Below are 20,184 nucleotides of genomic sequence, written 5' to 3' on the forward strand. Positions count from 1 at the left end.
CGCGACGCTATTGAAGGTCGCCAAACGCGCGTTTCAGGCGCGCGCAGGCTTCCTCGACGCGGCTGCGCTGGGTGGCCAGATTGAACCGTTCGAAAGTCTCTCCGCCAGCGCCGAATCCGGGGCCGGAGGAGGTGGCAATCCGGGCGTCCTCGCGCAGACGTCGAACAAACTCGTCGTGATCCATCCCGGTGCCCGAGAAATCGACCCAGGCCAGATAGGTGGCCTGCAGGGGCATTGACCACAGACCCGGTATTTCGGCGATGGCGGCGTCAAATAGTTTGCGGTTGCCGTCCAGATGCGCCACCTGCGTATCCGCCCAGGCCGCGCCTTCCGGTGAATAGGCCGCAGTGATCATGGCCACGCCTAAGGCGCTGGGCGCATAGTCCAACGTTTTCAGCCGATGCCGCATAGTGGCGCGCAGCTTGTCATCGGGGATGATCATGTTGCCGGTCCGCTGCCCTGCGATGTTGAACGTCTTTGACGCCGCAGTCAGCGTCACGGTCCAGGGGCGTGCCTCGGGCGCGGCCTTGTCCATCGGCACGAAGGTATGACCGGGATAGACCAGATCCTGGTGAATTTCATCCGACACAAGGATCAACCCGTTGCGCTCGGCAAAGGCGGCGACGGCCCGCAGCTCCTCGAGGCTCCAGACCCGACCCGACGGGTTTTGCGGTGAGCACCACATCAACAGTTTTTCAGACCCGTCCAGCCGTGACTGTGCATCCTCAAGATCAATGCCATAGCTGTCGCCTTGCCGCGCCAGCGGGCATTCCACCACGCGCCGCCCAGCGGTGTTAATCTTATGAGCAAACTCGTGATAGACCGGGGTAAAGATGACAACACCATCCTCCGGCTGGGTCCAGACATCCAGGCACAGGGCAATTGCATTGCCCAACCCTTGCGAGGTCAGCACCCAATCGGTGTCAATCGCCCAATCGTGACGGTTCTGCATCCACCACTGTACAGCGGCCAGATATTGCGGGTGTTCCCAGGTATAGCCAAAGGCCCCGTGATCGGCGGCATCCCGGACAGCCTCGATTACGCAAGGCGCGGTGGCATAATCGGAATCGGCGGTCCACATGGCCAGCCCATCCTGTGGCGAGACACCGTACAGCTTTTCCATCTTGTCCCATTTTGAGCTGTTGGTGCCCCGGCGGTCGATCAGGTCGTTGAAAGTCATGTCTGCTCCATCTGTCCGCAGGAAAGCTAGCTACAATTCCCGCAGGTGCAAGGGGGGCGTTGCGGCGGGGGGCGGGATGGCCTAAATCAACCCCATGAAGCGTAATATTTTGATCCATCCCGACCCCCGTCTGAAAAAGGTCTGTGCCCCGGTGGCCGACCTGTCGGACGAACTGCGCAAACTGGCCGACGACATGCTTGAGACGATGTATGATGCGCCCGGCATCGGGCTGGCCGCACCGCAGATCGGCGTGCTGGACAGGCTGATCGTGATGGACTGCATCAAGGAAGAAGGCGAGACGCCACGCCCTCTGATCATGTTCAACCCTGAGGTCATCGCTTCGTCAGACGAGACTAACGTCTATGAAGAAGGGTGCCTGTCGATCCCTGAGCAGTTCGCCGAGGTGACGCGCCCGAAAGTGGTGGACGTGACGTGGATGGATCGCGACGGGAACTTGCAGAAAGAGACGTTCGATGGGCTCTGGGCAACCTGTGTGCAGCACGAGATCGATCATCTGAACGGTAAGCTGTTCATTGATTATCTCAAGCCGCTGAAACGTCAGATGATCACTCGTAAGATGCAGAAACTCAAACGCGAACAGGCCCGCGCATGACCGTCCACACCTGCCTGCCCTGGCCGGACAAACGTCTGCGGACCAAGGCCGAGGATGTGTCTGAAGTAACCGACGAAATTCGTGCTATCTGGGATGACATGATCGACACGATGGAGGCCATGCCTGGCGTTGGCCTTGCCGCCCCGCAGATCGGTGTGATGCTGCGCTTGGCGGTCGTTGACGGATCGACCGAGCGGGGCCGTGCAGTACGTCTGGCAAATCCCGAAATTCTGCACAGCTCTATCGAATTGCGAGAACACGAAGAGGCCAGTCCGAATCTGCCCGGCGTCTCGGCCAAGGTGAAACGCCCGCGTGCGGTGACGGTCCGGTTTCTGAACGAACAGGGTATGATCGACCGCCGCGACTTTGTCGGGATCGAGGCCACCAGCGTGCAGCATCAAATCGATCATCTGAACGGTCGGATGTATTTTGATCGTCTCAGCAAGGTCAAACGCGACATGCTGCTGCGCAAAGCCAAGAAACAGGGGTAGAAATGCGCGTCATTTTCATGGGCACGCCCGATTTTTCGGTCCCAGTTCTGGATGCGCTGGTTGAGGCCGGGCATGAGATCGCCGCAGTCTATAGCCAACCTCCGCGTCCGGCCGGGCGGGGCAAGAAAGACCGCCCGACGCCCGTACATGCCCGGGCCGAGGCGTTGGACCTGACTGTCCGCCATCCGGTTTCACTAAAATCGCCGGAGGAACAGGATGCCTTTGCCGCACTGAACGCTGATGTGGCCGTAGTGGTGGCCTACGGGCTGTTGTTGCCTCAACCCATTTTGGACGCCCCGGCGCAAGGCTGCCTGAACATTCACGCCAGCCTGTTGCCACGCTGGCGCGGGGCGGCTCCGATCCATCGGGCGATCATGTCAGGCGATGCGGAAACCGGCATCTGTATCATGCAGATGGAGGCCGGTTTGGACACCGGCCCCGTCCTGTTGCGGCAGGCCACTGATATCGGGCCGCAGGAAACCACGGCGCAACTGCATGATCGTCTAGCACCGATGGGGGCTGATCTGATCGTAAAGGCTCTGGCCCGTCTGCCCGAACTGACGCCCGAGCCTCAGCCCGAGGATGGCGTGACTTATGCCTCGAAGATCGACAAGGCTGAGGCGCGGGTCGACTGGACCCGCCCGGCGGTCGAGGTGGATTGCCAGATACGTGGCCTGTCACCCTTTCCCGGTGCGTGGACTCTGATCGGAGGGGATCGGGTCAAGCTGCTGGCCTCGAAATTGGCCGAGGGACAGGGCGCGCCCGGAGAGGTTCTGAACGATGCGCTGCGCGTGGCCTGCGGTGATGGGGCGATTGACCTGTTGCGCTTGCAGCGAGCAGGAAAAGGGGCACAGGATACGGAAACCTTTTTGCGGGGCTGGTCGGTCGTGGCCGGAACCCGCCTGAACGCGGAGTAAGACAGATGTTCATGGTCTTGATGGGCACCGTCGTGATTGCCGGTATCGTGGGCTATCTGGCCGAGAAGACCGGGTTTACCCATAACGGATACCTGCCCTCGATCATCATTTGCGTGGGCGGGGCGTTTCTGTTCTATTTTGTCCGCATCATGTTCGGTATCAGTTTTGGCTCGCCCGGTCTGAACGCAGTTCTGTCGTCCATTGGTGCGCTGATTATCGTGCCAACGCATTGGAGGAAGTAACGTGCCCGTCATTGCCCTGATCGTCATCGGTGCCGCTGCCGGATTTCTGGCCACCCGGTTGATGCGGATTGAGGCGAACATACCAACGACCATGCTGATCGGAATCATGGGTGCGCTGGTGGGTGGGTTCCTATTGCGCTTTTTTATTACAGTGGCAGGTTGGCTGTCGGGCTTTGTGGGCGCGGTACTCGGCGCATTGTTGGTGATCTGGATCTGGCAGACCTATCTACGCCGCTAACCTCTTGACGTTTGGGCAGGATGCCAGCCAGATCGCCGGAATATCCAACCTGAAAGGTGCCTCATGCCACATAACCTGAATTCCGGTGACGTCGCTCTGATGGGAGTGCCGCTGGATTTGCATTCGTCTTTTCTGCAAGGACCTGCCTTTGCACCGGGTCGTATCCGCGAAGCGCTGCATTCCGGGGCCGCCAATCTGACAGCCGAGGATGGAACCGATCTGGGCGCGACGGACCGCTTCAAGGATACCGGCGACCTGGAGGTGTTCGAGATGATCGGGCAGGAACCCATCGACCGGATCGAAAAGGGCGCTGCCGCCCGCATCGCAACCGGTGCGCGGCTGTTGTCACTGGGCGGGGACCACTCGGTCGCTTATCCGCTGATCAAGGCGCATTCTGAGCGGTATGAGGGGCTGAACATCCTGCATATCGACTCGCATCCTGACTTGTATGAAAGCCAGCAGATCGGCCCTTTGGGCCACGGTTGCCCGTTCGCGCGGGTGATGGAAACCTGTCAGATCAATCGTCTTGTGCAGGTGGGCATCCGCACCATGAACAAACACCAGCAGGAACAGGCCGACAAGTTCGGGGTCGAGGTCATCGACATGCGCAACTGGCGCCCTGATTTGGATATCCGTTTTGACGGCCCGGTCTATTTGTCGTTAGATCTGGACGCGCTGGACCCGGCTTTTGCGCCCGGCGTGTCGCACCATGAACCCGGCGGGTTGAGTACGCGTGAGGTGATCAATATGATCCACCGGTTCGAAGGTCAGCTTGTTGGTGCGGATATCGTCGAGTTGAACCCCCATCGCGATCCCTACGGAATGACCGCAATGGTGGCGGCGAAATTCGTCAAGGAAATTGGCGCGCGGTTGTTGTCGCGCTAATGGCGGGGCGGGCGGCTTTTGTAAGCGGGCAGTCTCCAGCCGAACAGCAATGACCCCGCCCGCAAGGCCCAGCAGATCAGCGCGCAGGTCGCCAGCGCCACAAGCTCGTCGACCCCAAGACGGTGTGCGATCACGGCGGTCACAGCACCCGCGAAAGCGCACGAGACGTAAAGCTCGCCCTGTTTCAAAACCAGCGGTACCTCGTTGCAAACCACATCGCGCATCAGCCCGCCCAAGCATCCGGTGCAGACACCCATCAGAACCACAATGGTGCCGGACTGCCCCAACGACAGCGCCGCACCTGTTCCAGCCGCGACCGCAATAGACAGGGCAAAACTGTCCAGCCAGATCAGCCAGTTATAACGGCTTTCAACGAGGTGAGCGGTGAAAAACACCAGCACCGCTGCGGCTACGGCGATCAGGATATAGTCGGGCTGCCCAATCCAGAATACCGGATGCCGGTTCAAAAGAACGTCGCGCACAGTGCCACCGCCTACTGCCGTCAGGCAGGCGATGAAGGCAAAGCCCACCAAATCCAGCTGCGCTCGGCTGGCCACCAAGGCACCGGTCAGGGCAAAGACAAGAACCGAGGCATAGTCCAGCAGGGCCAGACCGTTCACGATTTGGCCTTTTGGGGCTTGAATGGTGCCATGCCGGCGCGGGCTAGCTCATCGGCTTTTTCATTTTCGGGATGGCCCGCGTGACCCTTGACCCATTCCCAGGTCACATCATGCCGGGTCTGGGCCTCATCCAACCGCTGCCACAGATCGACATTCTTGACCGGTTTTTTGTTCGAGGTCTTCCAGCCGTTCCGCTTCCATCCGAAAATCCACCCCGTCACGCCATTCTTTACATAGGCACTGTCGGTTATGACGGTGATTTTCGAGGCGCGTTCCAGCGCCTCTAGCGCATTGATCGCGGCTAGCAGTTCCATGCGGTTGTTGGTGGTCTCGGCCTCTCCGCCCTTCAACTCGCGCTCTTTCAAGACTTTGTCGCCATCCATTGCGCGCAGTAACACGCCCCAGCCACCGGGTCCGGGATTGCCGGAACAGGCTCCGTCGGTATAGGCAAACAGTTCAGGCATGGGCTAGCACCAGAATGAACCCGTCATAAGACCCGGCCAGACCCGTTCCCATACCGGTGGTGATCCGGTCGATGGTGAACCCGGTTTTTTCCAGCGCAGCCTCGATCTCGGTCTGAGAGAAATAGGTGTAGTAGCGATCCAGATCGTCGCGGTGTTCGCCCGTGCCCAGCTTCAGGCCGAGAAAAAAGATGCCCTCGGACTTCAGTGCCCGGTGAATGGCCGCCAGGTGGCGCGAGAAATCTGCGCGGGGGGCGTGCAGCAGGGAAAAGCTGGCATAGATGCCGTCATAGGCGTCCACCTCGGTCACATCGTCAAACGTGCCCAGATGCGCGTCGACACCATTTTCCCGCGCGTGTTCGACGAAGGCAGGGGTTGCGTCCAGTGCGCGGACGGTCAGACCCTCGCGCATGAAAAAGGCGCTGTCTGATCCCGGGCCCGAACCCAGATCCAGAATGTGGCCACTGCCAATGGCCTCGGTAAAGGCCAGGCGGGCCTCGATCTGTTCCGGGGGCAGGGGGACTTGCAGGTACTCCGCCACCCGTGTCGTATAGGCGTTGATCGTTTTATCGTCGGTCACAGGTATACTCCTACGGCGAGGCAGACCAACACGACGGCGGTCAACATGACTCGCAACCGCAGCCACCAGGTTGGGGTCAGCCGCCAATAGGCAAAGATGGCATCCAATACCAACAACCCGGCAAAACCGTACATCAGATTGGTGCCGGTGCTGACAGGACCGCCCCCGGTTTTAAAGAACGCCCATAGCGCGGGTAGAACCGACAGGGCATAACATGTCGCCGCCTTGCCGCCCGAGGTTTTGGTGGCGAATCCCCACAAAACGCCGGACATAAAGCTCAGGATCACCGAGCCATAGAACAGCTGTACATAGGGCCCGACGAAACGCGAGCCAAACATCTGCGTACCCCAACTATGCAGATCATCGTTCAGATAAGTCAGCGCGCCCCAGATAAACGGGATCAGCCCCGCCAGTCCAAGAAAAAGCGGGGCCGTTGGTATGCCCCTCATGCAGGTTCTCTGAGCACGCGGGGCACTTTGAACTCGACATTTTCCGTGGCGGTTTCGACCAGCTCGACGGTCACGTCATAGTGGGCGCGGAAGGCGTCGATCACTTCATCGACCAGCACTTCGGGAGCCGACGCCCCGGCGGTGATCGCAACCGACGAGATACCTTCGAGCGCGCGCCAATCGATCTCGGTCGCGCGTTGCACCAGCTGCGCGTAATTGCAGCCTGCGCGCGAGGCGACCTCAACCAGGCGGCGCGAATTCGAGGAATTCGGCGCGCCGACAACCAGCAAGGCATCCGACTTCGGGGCTACGGCCTTGACGGCCTCTTGCCGATTGGTGGTGGCGTAGCAGATGTCTTCCTTGTGCGGTCCAACGATGGCCGGGAACCGTTGTTCTAGCGCGGCGATGATGTCCTTGGTGTCATCCACCGACAGGGTGGTCTGGGTGACAAAAGCCAGTTTACCCGGATCGCGCACCTGTACGGTGGCCACATCCTCGACGGTTTCTACCAGCAGAACCTCACCCTTGGGCAGCTGACCCATGGTGCCGACGGTTTCGGGATGGCCTTTGTGACCGATCATGATCATTTGCAACCCGGACTCGGCGTGGCGCTGGGCCTCGACATGGACCTTGGACACCAGCGGGCAGGTTGCGTCGACATAGATCATCTCGCGCTGTGTCGCGGTCGCGGGGACGGATTTTGGCACACCGTGGGCTGAGAAGATTACCGGACGGTCGTCGGGGCATTCGTCCAGTTCTTCGACGAACACGGCACCCTGCGCGCGCAATCCGTCGACGACGAATTTGTTATGCACGATCTCGTGGCGCACATAGACCGGCGCGCCCCATTTCTGCAGCGCCATCTCGACGATCTTGATGGCGCGGTCGACACCGGCGCAGAATCCGCGCGGGGCAGCAAGGTAAAGAGTCAGGGGTGGCTTAGTCATGTCACGGTCTCCTTAGGCCACAGGTAAGTCTTTTCCCGGCCTTGGTCCAGACAGGAGCTTGTCATTTCCCTGACATGAATCGGTGCTAGCCAATAGATGTTTCAGCACCTGTTCATTGTTAAAAATGGCGCGGTCAGGATTGAGACACTGACCGCGCCGATTACTTTCCCCGGTTTGATAGGTGGCCGGGGCTTATTGCCCGCCTGCAGCCGCAACGCTGCGCGGCTCCATCGGCATTTCCCGCGGAGGCCGCCCGATCACATCGCGCAAGTCTTCCAGTTCGATGAAATTGTCGGCCTGGCGACGTAGCTCGTCCGAAATCATCGGCGGCTGGCTGCGGATGGTCGAAACAACCGAAACACGCACGCCCTGGCGCTGAAGGCTGGCAATCAGCGGGCGGAAATCCCCATCGCCCGAAAACAGCACGATATGATCAACGCGCGGTGCAAGTTCCATGGCATCAACGGTCAATTCGATGTCCATGTTCCCTTTGACTTTCCGACGCCCCATGCTGTCGGTGTATTCTTTTGCCGGTTTGGTCACCATCGTGAAGCCGTTGTAATGCAGCCAGTCAACCAAGGGACGGATCGGCGAATACTCGTCATTTTCCAATAGCGCTGTGTAGTAGAAAGCACGAAGCATCTTGCCGCGGCGCATGAATTCCTGGCGCAGCAATTTATAGTCGATGTCAAACCCCAGTGCTTTTGCGGCCGCATAAAGATTCGAGCCGTCGATGAACAGCGCTAGCCGTTCGTCTTTATAAAACATAAATAGATCCTTCCGGTACTAACCAGAACGCCGGATGATTAGGTGAGTGAGCTAGAAAATAGGCGGCGCGCTGATATGCCTATAATTAGGGCTTTTATCATGTATCGCAACCATGCAATTCACCGAATATAGCGAGTAGTAGGAGCAAATCTTTGTCAGAATCAGTGATTGCACTGGGTGCGAATCTCAATTTGAGATCATCTGGGCCCAAGCTGACACTCCAAAGGGCTATTGACGCGATTTTGCGTCAGGGGGTGGTGATTCGCGCCGTCAGCCGCTTTTTCGAGACCCCTTGTTTCCCTGCCGGAGCTGGGCCGGATTACGTCAATGCCGCTGCATTGATCGAGACTGAAAAGACCCCGGCCGAGGTTCTGCAATTACTGCATGAGGTCGAACACGAATTTGGCCGCGAGCGGGTGCAACGGTGGGGCATGCGGACATTGGATCTGGATCTGGTCTCTTATGACGATCTTATACTGCCGGATCGTGCTGAATACGACCATTGGCTTAACCTGCCGCCCGACGCGCAGAAACAGCAGGCGCCCGAGCAATTGATCTTGCCACATCCGCGCCTGCAGGACCGGGCATTCGTGTTGGTTCCGATGGCGGATGTAGCCCCTGATTGGCGGCACCCGGTGCTTGGTCGGACCGTCACCGAGATGGTCGCAAGTCTGCCTACCGAGGATGTCGAGGCTGTAACCCCTCTGTGAATGGTGCAATTGACGCCATTTCCTGCTTGTCAAGGCGGGGATTCGCCCTTAGATAAACGTCTTCCTGACATGGATTCAGTAACGGAGAGCGCCCCATGGCCCGCGTGACGGTTGAAGATTGCGTAGACAAGGTTCCAAACCGGTTTGAACTGGTGATGCTTGCCGCCCATCGTGCGCGCGAGATTTCCGCCGGTGCATCGATCACAGTCGACCGTGACAACGACAAGAACCCTGTTGTGTCGCTGCGCGAGATCGCGGACGAAACCCAAGGTGCCGACGAGCTGCGCGAGCGTCTGATCGAAGCTAACCAGACCCAGATCGAGGTGGATGAGCCAGAAGAAGATCAGATGGCTCTGCTGATGGGTGCGGAATCGGACAAACCGGTCGAGGATGACATGTCGGAAGAGAAGCTGCTGCGCGCTCTGATGGAGGCTCAAGGCCAGGGGTAACCCCCAAACACGAAGGTGCGGACCGGATGATTTCTGCTGAAGACCTGATTGCGCTGGTCCGCAACTATAATCCCAAAACCAATGCCGACCGCATCGCCCGGGCTTATGAGTTCGGGATGCAGATGCATGACGGTCAGTTCCGCCATTCCGGCGAACCCTATTTCACCCATCCCGTTGCCGTTGCCGCCATCCTGACCGAACAGCGTCTGGACGATGCGACAATTATCACAGCGCTGCTGCACGACACGATCGAGGATACCAAGGCCAGCTATGGCAAAGTGTCCGAGCTGTTCGGGGATGAGGTCGCCAAGCTGGTCGATGGCGTCACCAAGCTGACCAATCTGCAGCTGTCCAGCCGTGAGACCAAACAGGCCGAGAATTTCCGCAAACTGTTCATGGCCATGTCTAAGGACCTGCGGGTTATTCTGGTCAAGCTTGCCGACCGTTTGCACAACATGCGCACCATCAAAGCGATGCGTCCGGAAAAGCAGGTGGTCAAGGCGCGCGAGACGATGGATATCTACGCGCCACTTGCGGGACGGATGGGTATGCAGTGGATGCGCGAGGAACTGGAAGACCTCGCCTTCCGAGTGCTGAACCCCGAAGGCCGCCAATCTATCATCCGCCGCTTTATTACTCTGCAACGGGAAACTGGCGATGTGATCCACCGCATCACCGGCGATATGCGGCACGAGCTTGAAAAGGCCGGGATCGAGGCAGAAGTGTTTGGCCGCGCCAAAAAACCTTATTCGATCTGGCGCAAGATGCAGGAAAAGGATCAGGGGTTTTCACGCCTGTCCGACATCTATGGCTTCCGCATCATCACCCAGACCGAAGAAGACTGTTACCGTACCCTTGGCGCTATCCACCAGCGCTGGCGTGCGGTGCCGGGAAGGTTCAAGGATTACATCAGCCAGCCGAAATCGAACGGATATCGCTCGATCCACACGACGGTGTCAGGGCGTGATGGCAAACGGGTCGAGGTTCAGATTCGCACTCGTCAGATGCATGACGTGGCCGAAACCGGTGTCGCGGCGCACTGGTCGTATCGCGACGGTGTGAGATCGGAAAACCCGTTTGCAGTCGATCCTGCCAAGTGGATTGCCAATCTGACCGAACAGTTCGACAGCGAGGATGATCACGAAGATTTCCTCGAAGCCGTCAAGCTTGAAATGTATTCGGACCAGGTGTTCTGCTTCACGCCCAAGGGTGATGTGGTGAAACTGCCGCGCGGCGCGACGCCGATTGATTTTGCTTATGCCATCCACACAAGGATCGGCCATGCGTGCGTCGGGGCCAAGGTGGACGGTATCCGTGTGCCGCTGTGGACCCGGATCAAGAACGGGCAATCGGTGGACGTGATTACTGCGGATGGGCAAACCCCACAGGTCACATGGCTTGAAATCGCAGTTACCGGCAAGGCCCGCACGGCCATCCGTCGCGCCCTGCGCGAGGTGGATCGTGAACGGTTCATCAAACTGGGCAAAGAACTCGCACGTTCAGGGTTTGATCATGTCGGGCGCAAGGCCACCGACAAGGCGCTGGACACCGCAGCCAAGCACCTGCGTCTGAAAGACCGGCACGAGCTGCTGGCCCGCCTCGGCAGTGCTGAGCTTACGGCACATGATGTGGTCAGCGCCGTTTACCCGGAGCTGACCCAAGACGATGGCGACGCCATTTCCCCTCGTCGTGCTGTGATTGGTCTGGAGCCTGGGCAGAAATTCGACCGCGCGCCCTGTTGCCAGCCGTTGCCGGGCGAACGCATCGTCGGCATCACTTTTCGCGGCAAGGGCGTGGTGGTTCATGCCATCGATTGCGACCGCTTGTCCGACTATGAAAGCGAACCGGATCGATGGGTCGACTTGCACTGGCATTCGGGCACACACCCGGCAGTTTATGGGGTGACGCTGGACCTGACCATCGGCAATGACGCTGGGGTGTTGGGGCGTATCTGTACGTTGATAGGTGAGAAAAAGGCCAATATCTCGAACCTGGAATTCGTTGACCGCAAACCGGATTTTTACCGTCTTTTGATCTCTGTCGAACTGCGTGACCTTGAACAGTTGCATTCGCTGATGTTGATGCTTGAGGCTGAAAGCGACGTTGCCGCGGTCGAGCGGCATCGGAATCGGGAAAAAACCGCAGTTGCGGCAGGCTGAGAAGGGGTGATCAGGAGTGGTTTTCAAGCGCCGAGACCGACGCTCGCCCATTCAGATCGCTTCGGAATTCATCTATCCGCGCGGCGGCTGGACCCGTGCCTTTCATTACGTCAAACACCGCATCCGGCGGCTGCCCGATTCACCTGAGCGTATCGCGCGTGGTGTCGGAGTGGGCGTGTTCACGGCGTTCACGCCGTTTTATGGGTTCCACTTCTTTATCGCGGCCCTGCTTAGCCGGATTTTCAATGGCAATTTGCTGGCATCGCTCAGCGGTACCTTCTTTGGCAACCCTCTGACTTATGTGCCCATCGGGGTCGTCTGCCTGCAAACGGGCCATTTCCTTTTGGGTGACGACTTTGAAGAGGAAGAAACCCACGGCCTGATGGATAGCTTCTTCAAGGCGTTGAGTGACCTGAAGAACAACTTCATGGCGATGTTCACGGGCCGCGATGCCGATTGGCGCGGGCTAAGTGTGTTTTATGATGAGGTGTTCTTTCCTTATCTGATCGGCGGCATCTTTCCTGGGCTGATTGCCGGGTATATCTGCTATTATCTCAGCCTGCCGGTGGTACGCACCTATCAGCAGCGCCGCCGCGCCCGGATCAAGGCGAAATTCGATGAAATCAAACGTTTGGCCGAAACCAAGGCTGCCGTTCCGGTGGCAAACCCTCTAGGCTCGGGCCGGAATTCGGGAAAGGAATCAAGCGATGTCTGACAAACACCTGCGTCTGGGCGTGAATATCGACCACGTGGCCACCGTGCGTAATGCACGTGGCGGGGCTTATCCTGACCCTTTGCGCGCGGCCAAGCTGGCTGAGGAGGCCGGTGCCGACGGCATCACTGCTCACCTACGCGAAGATCGCCGCCATATCTCGGACGCTGATATCGATGGGTTGATGGAGGTTCTGTCGGTGCCGTTGAATTTTGAAATGGCCGCCACGCCCGAAATGCAGCAGATCGCCCTGCGCCACAAACCGCACGCGGTTTGCATCGTTCCCGAAAAACGCGAAGAGCGGACCACCGAAGGCGGGCTTGAGGTTGCGCGCGAGGAAAACAAGCTGGCCCATTACATCGCCCCTTTGCGCAAGGCGGGGTGTCGCGTGTCGATCTTTATTGCAGCCGACCAGCGCCAGATCGAAGCTGCCCACCGCATCGGCGCAGAAGTAATCGAACTGCACACCGGCGCCTATTGCGATGCCCACGCCGAGGGCCGCATGGACGAGGCCGCGCGCGAAATGGAATCACTGCGCGAGATGTCCGCCTATGCCCACTCGCTGGGACTGGAGGTTCACGCGGGCCACGGCCTGACCTACGACACGGTGCAACCCATCGCCGCGTTCCCTGAGGTGCGCGAGTTGAACATCGGTCACTTTCTGATCGGTGAATCAATCTTTCGCGGCCTGACCCCCGCGATTGCCGAAATGCGACGGTTGATGGATGAAGCGCGGGGGTGATCGTGTTGTGTATCCAATGTCGGAAGGTGAGGTAATGTAATGAAAGCAATTGCATATCGTAACTTTGGTCCGGCAGAAGACGTGCTTGAACTGATCGATATACCTGATCCGGTGGCCGGGCCGGGTGACGTGGTGGTTCAGATCAAAGCCACCGGAATCAATCCATCGGATGTTAAGTTGCGGGGTGGCGCGCGGCCAGGCGCCGTCATGCAGCACCCGCTTGTCATTCCACATTCGGATGGTGCCGGAGTGGTTGTGTCAGTTGGCTCCGATGTCGATCCGTCTCGGGTCGGTGAAAGGGTCTGGATCTGGAACGGCCAGTGGCAACGCGCGTTCGGAACCGCTGCTGAGTATATTGTTTTACCGTCAGAGCAGGCCGTTACCCTTCCTGACACCACCAGTTTCGCCGAAGGTGCGTGTTTTGGGATTCCGGCAATGACCGCATGGTACGCCTTGTATGCTGACGGGCCGATCGCTGACAAAACCATCCTGGTGACCGGCGGGGCGGGCACTGTGGGGCGTTACGCCTGCCAAATGGCCGCTCTTGGCGGAGCGCGGGTTATCACCACGGTCAGCTCACAGGAAAAAGCTGCGCACTCTGGCGCAAGCGAGGTTGTGAATTACCGCACCCAGAACGTGGCCGAGACCGTGCTGGAAATGACAGACGGTGCGGGCGTTGATCGCATTGTCGAAGTGGACTTTGCGGCAAACCAGGATGCGTCTCTGGCACTGATCCGGCCGGGCGGCACCATCGCGAGTTATTCATCCGTGTCGCAAATGCGACCACAGCTCGATTTCTACGGCTTCATGTTCAAGAACATCCGCTTGCATATGTTGATTGTCTACCAACTGGATGCTGCCGCGCGGCGCCGGGGCGAAGCACAACTGAGTGAATGGCTGGAGCAGGGGGCATTGAACCATGCGGTAGTACCAGGCGGGGAGCTGGCCAACGCAGCTTCAGCCCACCAAATGGTTGAAGCCGGTGACAAACTGGGCACCGTGGTTCTGGAGGTTTGATGTGATCCTTGGCATCGGCACAGACCTCGCAAATATCGAACGCATTCAGGGTACGCTCGACCGGTTTGGCGACCGGTTCCGCAATCGTGTTTTCACCGATACTGAACAGACCAAGGCCGAGCGCCGCGCCGATACGGCCGGGACCTATGCCAAACGCTGGGCCGCGAAAGAGGCATGTTCCAAGGCGCTGGGCACCGGCCTGCGCATGGGTATCGCGTGGAAGGATATGGCGGTCACTAACCTGCGTACAGGCCAACCCGTCATGCATGTCACCGGTTGGGCCGCCGAACGTCTGAAAGAGATGACGCCCGAGGGTCATGAAGCCATCATCCATGTCACTCTGACAGACGACCACCCTTGGGCACAGGCCTTCGTGGTGATCGAGGCCCGACCACTTCAAGATAACGCCACGCAGCCTTGACTTGCCCCCGTCGGCCCCGCATGTAGCACCCCAACAACCAAAGGACCGGAGAGCAGTATGGCCGAGGACGTCAAAACCGGAAATCCCGTGTGGGAGACGATCAAAACCATCGTCTATGCCCTATTGATTGCGGGCGTTTTCCGTACCCTGTTCTTTCAGCCGTTCTGGATTCCCTCCGGCTCGATGAAACAGACGTTGCTGATCGGGGACTTTCTGTTCGTCAATAAAATGGCCTATGGCTATTCTTATGCTTCTTGCCCAAGCCTGATTATTCCCAGCGTCGGCTTGAACGTCGATGCGGAAGATATTTGCGGTTGGATGAAAGGTGACAACACGCGCATTTGGGGTGGTGAGCCCGAGCGCGGCGACGTCATCGTTTTCCGTCATCCCGTCACCGGGCGTGACTATATCAAGCGGCTGATCGGCCTGCCGGGGGATCGCGTTCAGGTCCGTGAGGGGCAGATCATCTTGAACGGCACACCAGTGCCGCAACAACCCGACGGCGTCTTTACCGAAATCGCCGAACCTCAAGGCCCGCAAGGCCTGCGCCCGCGCTGCGAGAACGGGCCTGTCGGCATTGGCGGTGTCTGCGAAAAGAGCCGTCTGATCGAAACCTTGCCCAACGGGGTCTCTTACGACGTGCTGAACATCACCAATCAGGGTTCGGACAACACCGGCATTTATACTGTGCCCGAAGGCCACTATTTCTTCATGGGTGACAACCGCGACAATTCCAGCGACAGCCGCTTGCCACAATCCGCCGGGGGCGTGGGGTATGTTCCTTATGAAAACCTGATTGGTCGTGCTGATCGGATCATGTTCTCGTCCGCGGGTCGGTCGATGCTGTTCTTCTGGACCTGGCGTGGTGACCGCTTCTTCAAGGCGATCAATTGAAGCTTTCCGCCGAGATAAAAGCGTTTCAGCAGCGATTGGGGTATGAGTTCGCAGACCCCGAACTGCTGGTGCGCGCGTTGACCCATGGATCGGTCTCTTCGGCTACCCGGCCTGATAACCAGCGGCTAGAGTTCCTGGGCGACCGCGTTCTGGGCCTGGTCATGGCGACGGCTCTGCTTGAGGCTGACAAGAAGGCATCCGAAGGCCAACTTGCCCCCCGCTTCAATGCGCTGGTCCGCAAAGAGGCCTGCGCCGACGTGGCCCGTCAGATCGATCTGGGCGCGGTGTTGAAACTGGGCCGATCTGAAATGATGTCTGGCGGCCGTCGTAAACAGGCCCTGCTGGGCGACGCGATGGAGGCGGTCATTGCCGCGATCTATCGCGATGCGGGGTTCGACGCGGCGCGGGATGTAATTCTGGCGCTTTGGGGCGATCGTATCCACACGGTCGAAGCTGATGCGCGGGACGCCAAAACCTCGTTGCAGGAATGGGCGCAGGCGCGGGGCCAAAAGCCGCCGTCTTATGTCGAGATCAAGCGCAGCGGCCCGGATCACGCCCCCGTCTTTACCATTGCCGCTCGACTGCAAGACGGCACCGAGGCTCAGGCAACCGCAGGTTCAAAACGTCAGGCAGAACAGGCCGCAGCCAAATCGCTGTTGGAAAACCTACCTAAATAGATTGTGGTCTTGGGCAGGGGGTAAGCCCCCTTTCGCCCGTATTGGTGTGGTCAAACTGAACCTCAATCCACCCGAATATATCCGGTTAGCCCGGTTTTTTGATGTTCGATCACGTGGCAATGAAACGCCCAGTCGCCCGGGTTGTCGGCGACCAACGCGATCTCGACCACCTCATCTTTCAACAGCAACATCGTGTCGGTCAGCAATGGTGGTAACGGGCGAAGGTTCGATTTTATCGGTACAAAAGCCAACCCATGCAGGTGGATCGGATGCAGGTTCGGTGACTCGTTACGCAACCGCAAAACATAACTTTTACCTCGTTGCAGCGTGGCCAACGGACCAACCCCTTTCGCCGCATCCCCTGGCCAAGGCGTTCGGTTGATCGACCAGAAGTTATACCCCAGAGAGCCACAAAACCCATTGATCGGTTCGCCTCCTTCGGGTGTCCAGCCAAAGACAAATTCGTGCAATTCGGCATTCGCCAGATCCGGTTTTGTTGTGGGGTTCACGGGTAGGGGGCGCAGCTCGCGCAGATCGCGCGAGACGGGCGCACCAACTCCACGCAAGCGGGTCATGGAGCGATGCGGCTGTCCAGGAAACTTGGCCATCAGATCGACAGTCTGACCCTCGCCTAGTGGCATTTTCAAAGCAAAATCCACACGCTGTCCGGGTCCAATCAGCAAGGGGTCATCGGCACTGGGCAATGGAAAGTCAACTTCGACCGGATGACCGTCCCATGCGATAATTCGGGCTTCGGCACCGTTCAGATGCACCTTGTAGATGCGGGTTGTGTCCGTGTTTACCACGCGCAAACGCACAAGGCTGCCTGCGACGTGATCATAAACCGGCCCATCCAGCCAGTTCGCCGTTTGCACATTACCAAAGGTTCCTGCCCTTGCGGCCCCGCGCGCAGTGTAGGCAGGCAGGAACGACCCGTCATCATTCAGGCGGAAATCACGCAGGTTGATCACCTGCTCGCTGTCAAAACCGGGATCTGCGGCCTCGGCGATCACCAGCACTCCGGTCAGACCATGGGCCATCTGTTCCATCGTCATGCAATGAGGGTGATACCAATAGGTGCCCGCATCCGGAGGCGTGAATTCATAGTCAAACACCTCACCCGGTCCAATCGGCATTTGGGTCAGATAAGGCACCCCGTCCATGTCATTCGGAATACGCAGCCCGTGCCAATGCATCGCCGTATAATCAGGCAGGGTATTGCGCACCGGCAGGCGCATCACCTCACCCTGTTTGCCATGTAAAACCGGAGGCGGCGCGTCGGGCGACAGGCTGACCATACCGGTGGTGACCTGATCGCGCAGGGCAAAGCTGGCGGGTTGGACGACCAGCTCTTGCGCACCTGCCGCTAAACCTATGCATCCCAGTCCTAACGCCCCGGCGGTGGCACCACTGCCTAAAAGAAACTCGCGACGGTTCATTTCAGCCTCATGAAAAGAAGGATTGCCTGGCTGTTATTGGCGTGGCGTGATCCGGTGATGCCATCCCGACCGCATGGCCGCAATGCGACAAATGCCTCTGGCCCGCGGGGGCTTTCTGCTATAGGGGTGCGCACTTGCAAACAGGATCGCAACACACATGACCACACGCGCCGGATTTATCGCCCTGATCGGAGAGCCCAACGCAGGCAAATCCACCCTTCTGAACCGCATGGTCGGGGCTAAGGTCTCGATCGTGACGCATAAGGTGCAAACCACCCGCGCCCGCATTCGTGGTGTGGCGATGGAAGGGGATGCGCAACTGGTTTTCGTTGACACGCCCGGCCTGTTTAAACCCCGACGTCGTCTGGATCGCGCCATGGTCGCCGCCGCATGGGGTGGCGCCGCCGACGCCGATGTCGTCGTGCTGATGGTCGAGGCGCATCGCGGCATCACCGAAGGGGTCGAACGCATCCTGGAAGGTCTGGAAGAGATCGGGCAGGGCCGTACCATCGCGCTGGCCATCAACAAGATTGACAAGGTTCCGTCCGAGAAACTGCTGGCGCTGACCAGCGATCTGAACGCGCGCTATCCTTTTGCCGAAACCTTCATGATCTCGGCCGAGCGTGGCTATGGTGTGGAAGACCTGCGCAAGTGGCTTGCGGCGGAATTGCCCGAAGGACCTTGGCTGTATCCCGAAGATCAGATCGCCGATCTGCCGATGCGCATGATCGCCGCCGAGATGACGCGAGAGAAACTGACCCTGCGCCTGCATCAGGAACTGCCCTACCAGTTGACCGTCGAGACCGAGAATTGGGAAGAACGCAAGGACGGGTCTGCCAAGATCGATCAGGTCATCTATGTCATGCGCGACGGTCACAAAGGTATTGTTCTGGGCAAACGCGGCGAGACCATCAAGGCCGTCAGCCAGGCAGCGCGGGCCGAGTTGGAAGAGTTCCTCGACCGCAAGGTTCATCTGTTCCTGCAGGTCAAGGTGCGCCCGAACTGGCTGGAAGAATCCGAGCGCTATTCGGAAATGGGGCTGGATTTCAAAGACGGCAACGCATGACGCGCCTGACGGCTGATTTCTGGGTCCACGCCTATCTGGCGCGGCTGCGGTTTCAGGACATTCCGGCCTACGTGGTGGCCCACGGGGACGACACGGCCGGCGCTGTGCTGGTTAAGCTGAACACTCTGGACGGGCGAGCCGTGGCCTTCCAACGCAGCTTTGATCTGATGAGCGGCGAGCGTAAATGGGTTGAACTCTCCAGCGGTGCGGAAATGGATGTGGATGAAGCCATTCAACGCCAGCGCAGCTTTGACCCAGACCTTTGGGTGATTGAGGTAGAAGACCGGCAGGGGCGGCATCTTCTTGGAGAAGAAGGGCTGGATTAACTGCAGCTTGGTCTGGCGGACAAAGTCTAACAATCTATTTCTATTTTGCGTTACACCCTGCACACTGAAATACTATCTGGAATTGTGCCCCCTTCCTAAGAGTTTGGAATTTATGAAAACCTTCTTGTTAGCCTGCCATCTTCCCTTTTTGCTCTTGGTTTGCACAGCGACTTCCGCAGCGGCGCAGCCCAGATTGGGTTGGATCTATCAACTTGACGGGCTTGCTGCTTTTCAGGGCGATGCGAGTTTGAGTGGAGGTGGAGAGTTCTCGGCAAGCCGTGCTTTTGTGCGAACCACCGCGCTTTATAACATGGACGGAGGGAACTCCGTTGGGGTGTCGGCTAGCTTCGGTAGGTTCGATTACAACTTTAGCGAAGCAAATAACCAGCCTTGGGAAGATATCCGAGACATTCGCGTTTCCTTGCCAGTGCGGTTTCGAGTTGGAAATACAGCCACCGCCTTTATATCGCCACAGATCAGATGGGACTATCAAAGCGGCGCTACTGCCTCGGACGGACGTACCTATGGAGCTTTTGCGGGTATTGCATGGAAGCTAAGTGAGCGTCTTACCATCGGCCCTGCATTTGGCGTGTTTTCGCAGTTGGAGGATGACGATATCGATTTCTTCCCAGCCTTGTTGGTGGATTGGGATATAAACGACCGCTGGAACTTGAACACAGGCTCAGGGATTGGTGCTACGCAAGGTCCAGGACTCACGCTCAGCTACGCGCTAAATAACGAAATGAACCTGTCGCTTTCGGCTCGCTCCGAGAGAATACGGTTTCGATTGGATGGAGATGGCTTGGCTCCGGATGGGGTGGGTGAAGACAAAAGCATCCCTGTTGTGCTGGCATTAGGTTACAGTCCCAATCCTGGCGTTTCGTTGAATGTCTTTGCAGGGGCTGAGTTGGATGGCCGTTTGACGTTGGACGATGCAAATGGTTCGGAACTCAGTCGCCAGAATTACGAAACGGCACCATTGGTCGGCTTCGCATTCAGAGTAAGGTTCTAATTGCCCTTCTGGTTCAGTTTTTCCCTCTAGACTACCCGACCTGCGACTATCCTCCGAAAACCTGGAGCCATGGGGGACCGGGATTGGCCTAGTGCGATCACGGCATACTTCTGAATCTAATTGTCGCGTCAAAATCGGAGGTATTGATACCGCACAGACAATTGTCGAT

Annotated in this window: 26 protein-coding genes; 18 read left to right on the forward strand and 8 right to left on the reverse strand. The window is 58.5% G+C overall.

Features of this window, described 5'->3' with window-relative positions; genetic code table 11:
- Positions 1-7: 7 nt before the first annotated feature.
- Positions 8-1,180 (reverse strand): MalY/PatB family protein, encoded by a 1,173-nt coding sequence (locus ACR0DL_RS12575; RefSeq protein WP_480689468.1) that lies wholly within the window; start codon positions 1,178-1,180, stop codon positions 8-10.
- 94 nt (positions 1,181-1,274) lie between these two features.
- Here ACR0DL_RS12575 and def (ACR0DL_RS12580) point away from each other — a divergent pair, with 94 nt between their 5' ends.
- From def (ACR0DL_RS12580) to speB, 6 genes are all read left to right on the forward strand, one after another.
- On the forward strand, positions 1,275-1,793 hold the full coding sequence (def, locus tag ACR0DL_RS12580; RefSeq protein WP_170377497.1) for a peptide deformylase: 519 nt from the start codon (positions 1,275-1,277) through the stop codon (positions 1,791-1,793).
- The gene (def, locus tag ACR0DL_RS12585; RefSeq protein WP_170360011.1) at positions 1,790-2,284 is read left to right on the forward strand and encodes a peptide deformylase; all 495 of its coding nucleotides are present in this window, start codon (positions 1,790-1,792) and stop codon (positions 2,282-2,284) included. Before def (ACR0DL_RS12580) ends, def (ACR0DL_RS12585) begins: the two co-directional genes overlap by 4 nt.
- Positions 2,285-2,286: 2 nt before the next feature.
- On the forward strand, positions 2,287-3,201 hold the full coding sequence (gene fmt, locus ACR0DL_RS12590; RefSeq protein ID WP_480689471.1) for a methionyl-tRNA formyltransferase: 915 nt from the start codon (positions 2,287-2,289) through the stop codon (positions 3,199-3,201).
- A gap of 5 nt (positions 3,202-3,206) precedes the next feature.
- Positions 3,207-3,443, forward strand: coding sequence for a hypothetical protein (locus ACR0DL_RS12595; RefSeq protein WP_170350357.1), 237 nt, complete (start codon positions 3,207-3,209; stop codon positions 3,441-3,443).
- A 1-nt stretch (position 3,444) separates the two neighbouring features.
- Entirely contained in the window at positions 3,445-3,681 is a 237-nt protein-coding gene (locus tag ACR0DL_RS12600) for a GlsB/YeaQ/YmgE family stress response membrane protein (RefSeq protein WP_170398659.1), read from the forward strand.
- Between the two features lie 63 nt (positions 3,682-3,744).
- The gene (speB, locus tag ACR0DL_RS12605) at positions 3,745-4,566 is read left to right on the forward strand and encodes an agmatinase (protein ID WP_480689473.1); all 822 of its coding nucleotides are present in this window, start codon (positions 3,745-3,747) and stop codon (positions 4,564-4,566) included.
- Here the strand turns inward: speB and ACR0DL_RS12610 are convergent.
- The 6 genes from ACR0DL_RS12610 to ACR0DL_RS12635 form a co-directional block, all read right to left on the reverse strand.
- Positions 4,563-5,186 carry a trimeric intracellular cation channel family protein gene (locus ACR0DL_RS12610; RefSeq protein WP_170411345.1) on the reverse strand — a complete coding sequence of 208 codons (624 nt, stop codon included), beginning with the start codon at positions 5,184-5,186 and terminating at the stop codon, positions 4,563-4,565. The genes speB and ACR0DL_RS12610 overlap by 4 nt on opposite strands.
- A complete protein-coding gene (rnhA, locus tag ACR0DL_RS12615; RefSeq protein WP_170360020.1) occupies positions 5,183-5,650 on the reverse strand; it encodes a ribonuclease HI in 468 nt (155 codons plus the stop codon). Before rnhA ends, ACR0DL_RS12610 begins: the two co-directional genes overlap by 4 nt.
- Positions 5,643-6,227: a class I SAM-dependent DNA methyltransferase gene (locus tag ACR0DL_RS12620; protein ID WP_170398668.1), complete on the reverse strand. Its 585-nt coding sequence runs from the start codon at positions 6,225-6,227 to the stop codon at positions 5,643-5,645. The genes rnhA and ACR0DL_RS12620 overlap by 8 nt, the downstream gene beginning before the upstream one ends.
- Positions 6,224-6,676 carry a DUF3429 domain-containing protein gene (locus ACR0DL_RS12625; RefSeq protein WP_170350363.1) on the reverse strand — a complete coding sequence of 151 codons (453 nt, stop codon included), beginning with the start codon at positions 6,674-6,676 and terminating at the stop codon, positions 6,224-6,226. Before ACR0DL_RS12625 ends, ACR0DL_RS12620 begins: the two co-directional genes overlap by 4 nt.
- Entirely contained in the window at positions 6,673-7,623 is a 951-nt protein-coding gene (ispH, locus tag ACR0DL_RS12630; protein WP_480689475.1) for a 4-hydroxy-3-methylbut-2-enyl diphosphate reductase, read from the reverse strand. The genes ACR0DL_RS12625 and ispH overlap by 4 nt, the downstream gene beginning before the upstream one ends.
- A 192-nt stretch (positions 7,624-7,815) precedes the next feature.
- Positions 7,816-8,391 carry a LabA-like NYN domain-containing protein gene (locus tag ACR0DL_RS12635; RefSeq protein WP_058283597.1) on the reverse strand — a complete coding sequence of 192 codons (576 nt, stop codon included), beginning with the start codon at positions 8,389-8,391 and terminating at the stop codon, positions 7,816-7,818.
- 152 nt (positions 8,392-8,543) lie between these two features.
- On the opposite strand from ACR0DL_RS12635, the gene folK reads away from it, so the two are divergent.
- From folK to rnc, 9 genes are all read left to right on the forward strand, one after another.
- Positions 8,544-9,101, forward strand: a complete 558-nt coding sequence (folK, locus tag ACR0DL_RS12640) for a 2-amino-4-hydroxy-6-hydroxymethyldihydropteridine diphosphokinase (RefSeq protein ID WP_480689477.1) — start codon at positions 8,544-8,546, stop codon at positions 9,099-9,101.
- A 95-nt stretch (positions 9,102-9,196) separates the two neighbouring features.
- Complete coding sequence (gene rpoZ / locus ACR0DL_RS12645; protein WP_170350365.1) at positions 9,197-9,550, forward strand: DNA-directed RNA polymerase subunit omega; 354 nt, start codon at positions 9,197-9,199, stop codon at positions 9,548-9,550.
- A 26-nt stretch (positions 9,551-9,576) separates the two neighbouring features.
- Positions 9,577-11,709 (forward strand): RelA/SpoT family protein, encoded by a 2,133-nt coding sequence (locus ACR0DL_RS12650; RefSeq protein ID WP_170360026.1) that lies wholly within the window; start codon positions 9,577-9,579, stop codon positions 11,707-11,709.
- Positions 11,710-11,725: 16 nt separating this feature from the next.
- Positions 11,726-12,424: a DUF2062 domain-containing protein gene (locus ACR0DL_RS12655; protein WP_170360028.1), complete on the forward strand. Its 699-nt coding sequence runs from the start codon at positions 11,726-11,728 to the stop codon at positions 12,422-12,424.
- The gene (locus tag ACR0DL_RS12660) at positions 12,417-13,163 is read left to right on the forward strand and encodes a pyridoxine 5'-phosphate synthase (RefSeq protein WP_480689479.1); all 747 of its coding nucleotides are present in this window, start codon (positions 12,417-12,419) and stop codon (positions 13,161-13,163) included. The genes ACR0DL_RS12655 and ACR0DL_RS12660 overlap by 8 nt, the downstream gene beginning before the upstream one ends.
- 39 nt (positions 13,164-13,202) lie before the next feature.
- Positions 13,203-14,180, forward strand: coding sequence for an NADPH:quinone reductase (locus ACR0DL_RS12665; protein WP_480689481.1), 978 nt, complete (start codon positions 13,203-13,205; stop codon positions 14,178-14,180).
- Position 14,181: 1 nt separating this feature from the next.
- Positions 14,182-14,601, forward strand: a complete 420-nt coding sequence (gene acpS, locus ACR0DL_RS12670) for a holo-ACP synthase (RefSeq protein ID WP_170350370.1) — start codon at positions 14,182-14,184, stop codon at positions 14,599-14,601.
- 57 nt (positions 14,602-14,658) lie between these two features.
- A complete protein-coding gene (gene lepB / locus ACR0DL_RS12675) occupies positions 14,659-15,495 on the forward strand; it encodes a signal peptidase I (protein ID WP_170411328.1) in 837 nt (278 codons plus the stop codon).
- A complete protein-coding gene (gene rnc / locus ACR0DL_RS12680; RefSeq protein ID WP_480689483.1) occupies positions 15,492-16,172 on the forward strand; it encodes a ribonuclease III in 681 nt (226 codons plus the stop codon). The genes lepB and rnc overlap by 4 nt, the downstream gene beginning before the upstream one ends.
- A gap of 62 nt (positions 16,173-16,234) precedes the next feature.
- On the opposite strand, the gene ACR0DL_RS12685 is transcribed toward rnc, so the two are convergent.
- On the reverse strand, positions 16,235-17,611 hold the full coding sequence (locus tag ACR0DL_RS12685; protein WP_480689485.1) for a multicopper oxidase domain-containing protein: 1,377 nt from the start codon (positions 17,609-17,611) through the stop codon (positions 16,235-16,237).
- Positions 17,612-17,768: 157 nt separating this feature from the next.
- Between ACR0DL_RS12685 and era the strand changes: the two genes are divergently transcribed.
- The 3 genes from era (at position 17,769) to ACR0DL_RS12700 (ending at position 20,015) form a co-directional block, all read left to right on the forward strand.
- Positions 17,769-18,677 (forward strand): GTPase Era, encoded by a 909-nt coding sequence (era, locus tag ACR0DL_RS12690; RefSeq protein ID WP_170360038.1) that lies wholly within the window; start codon positions 17,769-17,771, stop codon positions 18,675-18,677.
- Complete coding sequence (locus ACR0DL_RS12695; protein WP_170550886.1) at positions 18,674-19,003, forward strand: DUF1491 family protein; 330 nt, start codon at positions 18,674-18,676, stop codon at positions 19,001-19,003. Before era ends, ACR0DL_RS12695 begins: the two co-directional genes overlap by 4 nt.
- A gap of 112 nt (positions 19,004-19,115) precedes the next feature.
- Complete coding sequence (locus tag ACR0DL_RS12700) at positions 19,116-20,015, forward strand: hypothetical protein (protein ID WP_480689487.1); 900 nt, start codon at positions 19,116-19,118, stop codon at positions 20,013-20,015.
- Positions 20,016-20,184 lie beyond the last annotated feature (169 nt).

Source organism: Ruegeria sp. BB5 (assembly GCF_056539405.1).

Coding starts and splice junctions, on each gene's coding strand:
- ACR0DL_RS12700 (WP_480689487.1), top strand. CDS start 19,116: ATGAAAACCTTCTTGTTAGCCTGCCATCTTCCCTTTTTGCTCTTGGTT.
- ACR0DL_RS12660 (WP_480689479.1), top strand. CDS start 12,417: ATGTCTGACAAACACCTGCGTCTGGGCGTGAATATCGACCACGTGGCC.
- lepB (WP_170411328.1), top strand. CDS start 14,659: ATGGCCGAGGACGTCAAAACCGGAAATCCCGTGTGGGAGACGATCAAA.
- ACR0DL_RS12635 (WP_058283597.1), bottom strand. CDS start 8,391: ATGTTTTATAAAGACGAACGGCTAGCGCTGTTCATCGACGGCTCGAAT.
- ACR0DL_RS12650 (WP_170360026.1), top strand. CDS start 9,577: ATGATTTCTGCTGAAGACCTGATTGCGCTGGTCCGCAACTATAATCCC.
- ACR0DL_RS12595 (WP_170350357.1), top strand. CDS start 3,207: ATGTTCATGGTCTTGATGGGCACCGTCGTGATTGCCGGTATCGTGGGC.
- rpoZ (WP_170350365.1), top strand. CDS start 9,197: ATGGCCCGCGTGACGGTTGAAGATTGCGTAGACAAGGTTCCAAACCGG.
- rnhA (WP_170360020.1), bottom strand. CDS start 5,650: ATGCCTGAACTGTTTGCCTATACCGACGGAGCCTGTTCCGGCAATCCC.
- era (WP_170360038.1), top strand. CDS start 17,769: ATGACCACACGCGCCGGATTTATCGCCCTGATCGGAGAGCCCAACGCA.
- ACR0DL_RS12695 (WP_170550886.1), top strand. CDS start 18,674: ATGACGCGCCTGACGGCTGATTTCTGGGTCCACGCCTATCTGGCGCGG.
- fmt (WP_480689471.1), top strand. CDS start 2,287: ATGCGCGTCATTTTCATGGGCACGCCCGATTTTTCGGTCCCAGTTCTG.
- ACR0DL_RS12625 (WP_170350363.1), bottom strand. CDS start 6,676: ATGAGGGGCATACCAACGGCCCCGCTTTTTCTTGGACTGGCGGGGCTG.
- ACR0DL_RS12575 (WP_480689468.1), bottom strand. CDS start 1,180: ATGACTTTCAACGACCTGATCGACCGCCGGGGCACCAACAGCTCAAAA.
- def (WP_170360011.1), top strand. CDS start 1,790: ATGACCGTCCACACCTGCCTGCCCTGGCCGGACAAACGTCTGCGGACC.
- ispH (WP_480689475.1), bottom strand. CDS start 7,623: ATGACTAAGCCACCCCTGACTCTTTACCTTGCTGCCCCGCGCGGATTC.
- speB (WP_480689473.1), top strand. CDS start 3,745: ATGCCACATAACCTGAATTCCGGTGACGTCGCTCTGATGGGAGTGCCG.
- def (WP_170377497.1), top strand. CDS start 1,275: ATGAAGCGTAATATTTTGATCCATCCCGACCCCCGTCTGAAAAAGGTC.
- ACR0DL_RS12665 (WP_480689481.1), top strand. CDS start 13,203: ATGAAAGCAATTGCATATCGTAACTTTGGTCCGGCAGAAGACGTGCTT.
- ACR0DL_RS12685 (WP_480689485.1), bottom strand. CDS start 17,611: ATGAACCGTCGCGAGTTTCTTTTAGGCAGTGGTGCCACCGCCGGGGCG.